Annotated in this window: 7 protein-coding genes; 2 read left to right on the top strand and 5 right to left on the bottom strand. The window is 70.9% G+C overall.

Annotated elements, in window-relative coordinates:
• Window positions 1-91: 91 nt before the first annotated feature.
• A complete protein-coding gene (locus tag GT042_RS11470; RefSeq protein ID WP_161308611.1) occupies window positions 92-721 on the bottom strand; it encodes a sulfite oxidase-like oxidoreductase in 630 nt (209 codons plus the stop codon).
• Window positions 722-876: 155 nt separating this feature from the next.
• On the opposite strand from GT042_RS11470, the gene bfr reads away from it, so the two are divergent.
• Complete coding sequence (bfr, locus tag GT042_RS11465; RefSeq protein WP_161308610.1) at window positions 877-1,356, top strand: bacterioferritin; 480 nt, start codon at window positions 877-879, stop codon at window positions 1,354-1,356.
• Window positions 1,357-1,359: 3 nt separating this feature from the next.
• On the opposite strand, the gene GT042_RS11460 is transcribed toward bfr, so the two are convergent.
• Both GT042_RS11460 and GT042_RS11455 read right to left on the bottom strand, forming a co-directional pair.
• On the bottom strand, window positions 1,360-1,668 hold the full coding sequence (locus GT042_RS11460) for a (2Fe-2S)-binding protein (RefSeq protein WP_345943744.1): 309 nt from the start codon (window positions 1,666-1,668) through the stop codon (window positions 1,360-1,362).
• A gap of 169 nt (window positions 1,669-1,837) precedes the next feature.
• On the bottom strand, window positions 1,838-3,190 hold the full coding sequence (locus GT042_RS11455; protein WP_161308608.1) for a 3-deoxy-7-phosphoheptulonate synthase class II: 1,353 nt from the start codon (window positions 3,188-3,190) through the stop codon (window positions 1,838-1,840).
• A 263-nt stretch (window positions 3,191-3,453) separates the two neighbouring features.
• Here GT042_RS11455 and GT042_RS11450 point away from each other — a divergent pair, with 263 nt between their 5' ends.
• Window positions 3,454-5,364 carry an anthranilate synthase family protein gene (locus tag GT042_RS11450; protein WP_161308607.1) on the top strand — a complete coding sequence of 637 codons (1,911 nt, stop codon included), beginning with the start codon at window positions 3,454-3,456 and terminating at the stop codon, window positions 5,362-5,364.
• Between the two features lie 46 nt (window positions 5,365-5,410).
• Here GT042_RS11450 and GT042_RS11445 read toward each other — a convergent pair whose 3' ends face one another.
• Both GT042_RS11445 and GT042_RS11440 read right to left on the bottom strand, forming a co-directional pair.
• Window positions 5,411-6,097, bottom strand: a complete 687-nt coding sequence (locus GT042_RS11445) for a response regulator transcription factor (RefSeq protein ID WP_161308606.1) — start codon at window positions 6,095-6,097, stop codon at window positions 5,411-5,413.
• Window positions 6,094-6,396, bottom strand: a 303-nt coding sequence (locus tag GT042_RS11440) for an ATP-binding protein (protein ID WP_237530704.1), incomplete at its 5' end; no start/stop codon positions are given. The genes GT042_RS11440 and GT042_RS11445, both read right to left, overlap by 4 nt.

The following is a 6,396-nucleotide window of genomic DNA, read 5'->3' as shown; positions in this document are numbered from 1 at the left end:
GTACGGGGTGGGTCCTCCGCCTTGCGATCGCACGCACCAGACACCGCGAGCCCCGCCCTCCGGGCGGACGACCCCACTCCGCGGACACGCCCTAGAGCTCCGGGCCCTCCCCGGGGCTCTCCTGGTACGAGTAGCGCTGCTCCGCCCACGGGTCGCCGACATTGTGATAGCCGCGCTCCTCCCAGAAGCCGCGGCGGTCGGCGGTCATGTATTCCACGCCCCGGACCCATTTGGGCCCTTTCCACGCGTACAGCTGCGGTACGACGAGGCGCAGCGGAAATCCGTGCTCGGCCGTGAGCAGTTCGCCGTCCTTGTGGGTGGCGAAAATCGTGCGGTCGGCGGCGAAGTCGGCGAGGCGCAGATTGGCGCTGAAGCCGTATTCGGCCCAGACCATCACATGGGTGACGGCGGGAGCGGGAGGGACCAGTTCCAGCAAGGTTCTGGCGGGCACTCCGCCCCATTCGGCCCCCACCATGCTGAACTTCGTCACGCAGTGCAGATCACCGATCACCGTGGAGAACGGAAGCGCGGAGAATTCCTCGTGATTCCAGCAGCGTTTGTCGCCGTCGAGCGTGGCGCCGAAGACCCGGAATTCCCAGCGTTCCGGCCGGAAGCGGGGGACGGGGCCGTAGTGCGTGACCGGCCAGCCGCGCTGAAGGCGCTGACCTGGTGGAAGTTCGGCCTGATCCGGCTCTTGACGTTCCCGGTTCGGCTGCCCCATACCTTCCATGGTGACAGACCGGAAGGGGTGGTCATGACCAGGTCTCGGCGGATTCGGGCAACTGGTGGTAAGCATGCACTTACTGGACGCCTCCGGGTGGCGGTGCGAGGATTCCCGCATTCCTGCCCGTCACCCGCCTGGAAGGAGCCGCCGCGATGCAGGGCGACCCCGAGGTCCTCGAATTCCTCAACGAGCAGCTGACCGCGGAACTGACCGCGATCAATCAGTACTTCCTGCACGCCAAGATGCAGGAGAACTTCGGCTGGACGAAGCTCGCGAAGTACACGCGCGCCGAGTCGTTCGACGAGATGAAGCACGCCGAGCTGCTCACCGACCGGATTCTTTTCCTGGACGGCCTGCCGAACTACCAGCGGCTGTTCCATGTCCGGGTGGGGCAGACGGTCACGGAGATGTTCCAGGCGGACCGCGAGGTCGAGGTGGAGGCGATCGACCGCCTCAAGCGCGGGATCGACGTCATGCGGCAGAAGGCGGACCACACGTCCAAGCGGATCTTCGAGTCGATCCTGGCGGACGAGGAGCACCACATCGACTATCTCGACACGCAGCTCGCGCTGGTCGAGAAGCTCGGTGAGCCGCTGTATCTCGCCCAGGTCATCGAGCAGCCGGACAGCTGACCCTCAGGCCGCCGGCGCGGATTCGACGCGTACGGGTTCGAGGCGTACGGGTTCGAGGCGTACAGGTTCGGCGCGCAGGGCCTCGACGCGTACGGGTTCGGCTACGGCTTCGGCGCGTACGGGCTCCTTGAGCAGCTCGCGGCGGGGGCACACCGCTCCCCGGCCGAGGAGGGACTGGATCCGGCGCACGCACGAACCGCAGTCGGTGCCGGCCTTGCTGGCCGAGGCGATCTGGCGCGGCGTGCAGGCGCCACTGTCCGCGTGTTCCCTGACCTGCTTCTCGGTGATGCCGAAACACGAGCACACGTACACGCGGTTCACCTCCGGCGGGAAACAATGGGGCACTGCGGCGGGCGGTCACCCCGACCGTCCCGGTGAGGCAAACCTAACCTTACCCGCCGCCACCCGCACGCAAAAGTCCCGGAACGGACGATGGGGCGCGGATCACATCGATCCGCGCCCCATCGGCCGTTCCCGTCGCCTACTGCGCCCGGTACATCTCCGCCACCAGGAACGCGAGGTCCAGCGACTGGCTGCGGTTGAGCCGCGGGTCGCACGCCGTCTCGTACCGCTGGTGCAGGTCGTCCACGAAGATCTCGTCGCCGCCGCCCACGCACTCCGTGACGTCGTCGCCCGTCAGCTCCACGTGGATGCCGCCCGGGTGCGTGCCGAGGCCCTTGTGCACCTCGAAGAAGCCCTTGACCTCGTCCAGCACGTCGTCGAAGCGGCGGGTCTTGTGGCCGGAGGCCGCCTCGAAGGTGTTGCCGTGCATCGGGTCGGTCACCCACGCCACGGTGGCGCCGGAGGCGGTGACCTTCTGGACCAGCTCGGGGAGCTTGTCCCTGACCTTGTCCGCGCCCATCCGGACGATGAAGGTCAGCCGGCCGGGCTCCCGGTCCGGGTCGAGGCGGTCGACGTACGCGAGCGCGTCGTCCACCGTCGTCGTCGGGCCGAGCTTGATGCCGATGGGGTTACGGATCTTCGAGGCGAACTCGATGTGCGCGCCGTCCAGCTGGCGGGTGCGCTCACCGATCCAGACCATGTGGCCCGAGACGTCGTACAGCTCGCCCGTCCGGGAGTCGACGCGGGTCAGCGCCGACTCGTAGTCCAGCAGCAGCGCCTCGTGCGAGGAGTAGAACTCGACCGTGCGGAACTCCGCCGGGTCGGTCCCGGCCGCCTTCATGAAGTTCAGTGCGTTGTCGATCTCCCGCGCGAGCTGCTCGTAACGCTGCCCGGAGGGGGAGGACTTCACGAAGTCCTGGTTCCAGGCGTGCACCTGGCGCAGGTCGGCGTAGCCGCCGGTGGTGAAGGCGCGGACCAGGTTGAGGGTCGCCGCGGAGGCGTTGTACATCCGCTTGAGCCGCTCCGGGTCCGGGATCCGGGACTTCTCGTCGAAGGCGAAGCCGTTGACGGAGTCGCCCCGGTACGTGGGCAGGGTCACGCCGCCCCGGGTCTCGGTGTCCTTGGAGCGCGGCTTCGAGTACTGCCCGGCGATCCGTCCGACCTTGACCACCGGCACGGACGCCGCGTAGGTGAGGATCGCGCCCATCTGGAGGAGCGTCTTGAGCTTGCCGCGGATGTGATCGGCGGAGACGCCGTCGAAGGCCTCGGCGCAGTCGCCGCCCTGGAGCAGGAACGCCTCGCCCTTGGCGACGGCGGCCATGCGGGCGCGCAGCTGGTCGCACTCGCCCGCGAAGACGAGCGGCGGGTACGACTCCAGCTCGGTCACCACTCCGCGCAGGGCTTCCCGGTCCGGATACTCCGGCTGCTGGGCAGCGGGAAGATCTTTCCAGGTCGGCACATGGGTCGCGGGGTTCTGAGCGTTCACTGTCACGCGCCCAGATTACGTGGTCGCGGCCTGTGCCACGGCCGACGCTCACAGTATGGAACGCCACGCCCTTCCGGGCCGGTCGATGCGCTAAGGTGCCGTCCATGTTCGCGCACGCACAGCAGACCTGGTGGTGGACCGCTCACTCGGCGGCCCACTGATTCAGCGCGCGACACGAATCGAGAAGGCCGCCCGAGGGGCGGCCTTCGGTGTTTCCGGGTCCTTCCGGAAAGCGGGCCGTTCCTCCCCACCCGGAAGGAACACCGCCCATGACCGCCACCCCGAACGCCGCTCTCCTCGGCCGGCTCCTGGACCCCGCCTCCCCGCCCTTCGCCCTGCTCCGCCGCCGCACGCCGGGCCGTGACCACGACGTGGTGGAGCTGCTGATCGGGCCGGTGCACGAGGCCGCGTGCCTCGCGGACCTGCCGGACGGGGACCGCCCGGCGCTCGCGCTGGTGCCGTTCCGGCAGATCAGGGAACGCGGCTTCGACGTACGGGACGACGGGACGCCCCTGGCCGTGCTGGTCGCGGACGAGCGGTACGAACTGCCGCTGGACGAGGTGCTCGGTCTGCTGCCGGAGCACGCAGTACGGGTCGAGGGCGGCGCCTTCGACCTGGACGACGAGCGGTACGCGGGGATCGTACGGCGGGTCGTGGAGGACGAGATCGGCAGCGGCGAGGGCGCGAACTTCGTCATCCGCAGGACCTTCGAGGGGCGGATCCCCGGCTTCGGCCGCCCCGACGCCCTGGCCCTGTTCCGGCGGCTGCTCGCCGGGGAGCGGGGCGCGTACTGGACCTTCGTCGTGCACACCGGGGAGCGCACCCTCGTCGGTGCCAGCCCGGAGGCGCACGTGCGGATGAGCGGCGGGACGGTCGTGATGAATCCGATCAGCGGCACGTTCCGCTATCCGCCGGGCGGTCCGACGGCGGAGGGCCTGCTCGGCTTCCTGGGCGACCGCAAGGAGACCGAGGAGCTGTCCATGGTCGTGGACGAGGAGCTCAAGATGATGTGCACCGTCGGCGACCGGGGCGGGGTGGTGATCGGGCCGCGGCTCAAGGAGATGGCCCATCTCGCGCACACCGAGTACGAGTTGCGCGGGCGGTCCTCGCTGGACGTGCGCGAGGTGCTCAGGGAGACGATGTTCGCCGCCACCGTGACCGGGTCGCCGGTGCAGAACGCCTGCCGGGTCATCGAACGCCACGAGGAGGGCGGGCGCGGCTACTACGCGGGCGCGCTCGCCCTGATCGGCCGGGACGCGGGCGGGGCGCAGACGCTCGACTCCCCCATCCTGATCCGTACCGCCGACATCGACCGCGACGGCGGGCTGCGGGTGCCGGTCGGCGCCACGCTCGTACGGCACTCGGACCCGGCGGGCGAGGTGGCGGAGACGCACGCCAAGGCGGCGGGGGTGCTGACGGCGCTGGGGGTACGGCCCGGCAGGCCGCACACCGAACCGGAGGGCCCGCGCCTCGCGGACGACCCTAGGGTGCGGGCGGCGCTGGACGCCCGGCGCGCGGACCTCGCGCCGTTCTGGCTGAAAATGCGGACCGCGCCGGGCTCCCTGGCCGGGCACGCGCTGGTCGTGGACGGCGAGGACACCTTCACCGCGATGCTCGCGTACGTCCTGCGCTCCTCGGGCCTGGAGGTGACCGTACGGCGCTACGACGAGCCGGGCCTGCGGGCGGCGGCGCTGACGCACCCCGGACCGGTGGTGCTGGGGCCCGGTCCGGGCGATCCGGCGGACGCCGCCGACCCGAAGATGGGCCTGCTGCGCGGACTGACCGCCGCGTTGCTCCACGACCGGCGGCACGGGCTGCTCGGGATCTGCCTCGGCCACGAGCTGATCGCAGCGGAGCTGGGTCTGGAGACCGTACGCAAGCGGGTCCCCCACCAGGGCGCGCAGACCGGCATCGACCTGTTCGGCCGGGCGGAGACGGTCGGCTTCTACAACAGCTTCACGGCGGCCTGCGACGACGCGGCGGCGGCGGAACTGGCGGCGCACGCCATCGAGGTGAGCCGCGGCATCGGCGCGACGGAGGACGGCGAGGTGCACGCGCTGCGCGGCCCCGGCTTCGCCTCCGTGCAGTTCCACCCGGAGTCGGTGCTGACCCTGAACGGGCCGGAGATCGTACGGGAGTTGCTCGCCGAGGCGATGAGCGGCGCCCGCGCCCGGGTGTGAGGCGGACGGCCGGACGGGCCCGGGGTCCGTCCGGCCGCGGGCCGGCTCAGACGTCGTCGAGGCCGCGCTCTATGGCGTACCGGACCAGCTCGACGCGGTTGTGCAGTTGCAGCTTGCCCAGGGTGTTCTGGACGTGGTTCTGCACGGTGCGGTGCGAGATGACCAGCCGCTCGGCGATCTGCTTGTACGACAGGCCCTTGGCGACGAGCCGCAGCACCTCGGTCTCCCGGTCGGTGAGCTGGGGGGCCTTCGGCTCGTCCGGGGCGGCGGGCAGCGGCTCGGAGGCGAGTCTGCGGTACTCCCCGAGGACCAGCCCGGCGAGGCCGGGGGTGAAGACCGGGTCGCCTGCGGCGGTCCTGCGGACGGCGTCGACCAGCTCGTCCGTACTGGCCGACTTGAGCAGATAGCCGGTGGCGCCGGACTTGACCGCCTCCAGCACGTCGGCGTGCTCGCCGCTGGCGGAGAGGACCAGGACCCGCAGGCCCGGCTGGAAGGCGACCAGTTCCTTGCAGACCTGGACACCGGGCATGCCGGGCAGGTTGAGGTCGAGGACGAGGACCTGCGGGGTGGTGGCCTTCGCCCGGCGCACGGCCTGCGGGCCGTCCCCGGCCGTGGCGATCACCTCGAAGCCCGCCGCGTCCAGGTCCCGGGCGACGGCGTCGCGCCACATCGGGTGGTCGTCGACGACCATCACCCTGATCGGTCCCGCCGTCCCCGTCATGTCCGTGCTCATCTCTCCGCCTTCCCCCGTGGAACTCTCAACTCGACTTCCGTGCCCTGCCCCGGGACGGAGATCAGCTCCGCCGTACCGCCCAGGTCCCGCAGCCTGCCACGGATCGACAGGGCGACCCCGAGGCGGCCCTCGCCCTCGGCCTGCGCGAGCCGGCCCTCCGGGATGCCGGGGCCGTCGTCCCGTACGGTCACGATCACCTCGTCCGGATCGTCCTCGACCAGGATCCAGGCGCGGGCGTCCGCGCCCGCGTGCCGGCCCACGTTGTCCAGGGCGGCGCCGACGGCGGCGGCCAGCTCGCT

This window comes from Streptomyces sp. SID3212, from assembly GCF_009865405.1.
Taxonomy (GTDB): domain Bacteria; phylum Actinomycetota; class Actinomycetes; order Streptomycetales; family Streptomycetaceae; genus Streptomyces.
Note: the sequence above shows the minus strand (reverse complement) of the source record. Positions and strands in the feature narration are given on the sequence as shown.

What these genes read in the sequence shown, in the direction of transcription:
- GT042_RS11450 (WP_161308607.1), top strand. Translation starts at nt 3,454, where the DNA reads ATGACCGCCACCCCGAACGCCGCTCTCCTCGGCCGGCTCCTGGACCCC.
- GT042_RS11470 (WP_161308611.1), bottom strand. Translation starts at nt 721, where the DNA reads ATGGGGCAGCCGAACCGGGAACGTCAAGAGCCGGATCAGGCCGAACTT.
- GT042_RS11445 (WP_161308606.1), bottom strand. Translation starts at nt 6,097, where the DNA reads ATGAGCACGGACATGACGGGGACGGCGGGACCGATCAGGGTGATGGTC.
- bfr (WP_161308610.1), top strand. Translation starts at nt 877, where the DNA reads ATGCAGGGCGACCCCGAGGTCCTCGAATTCCTCAACGAGCAGCTGACC.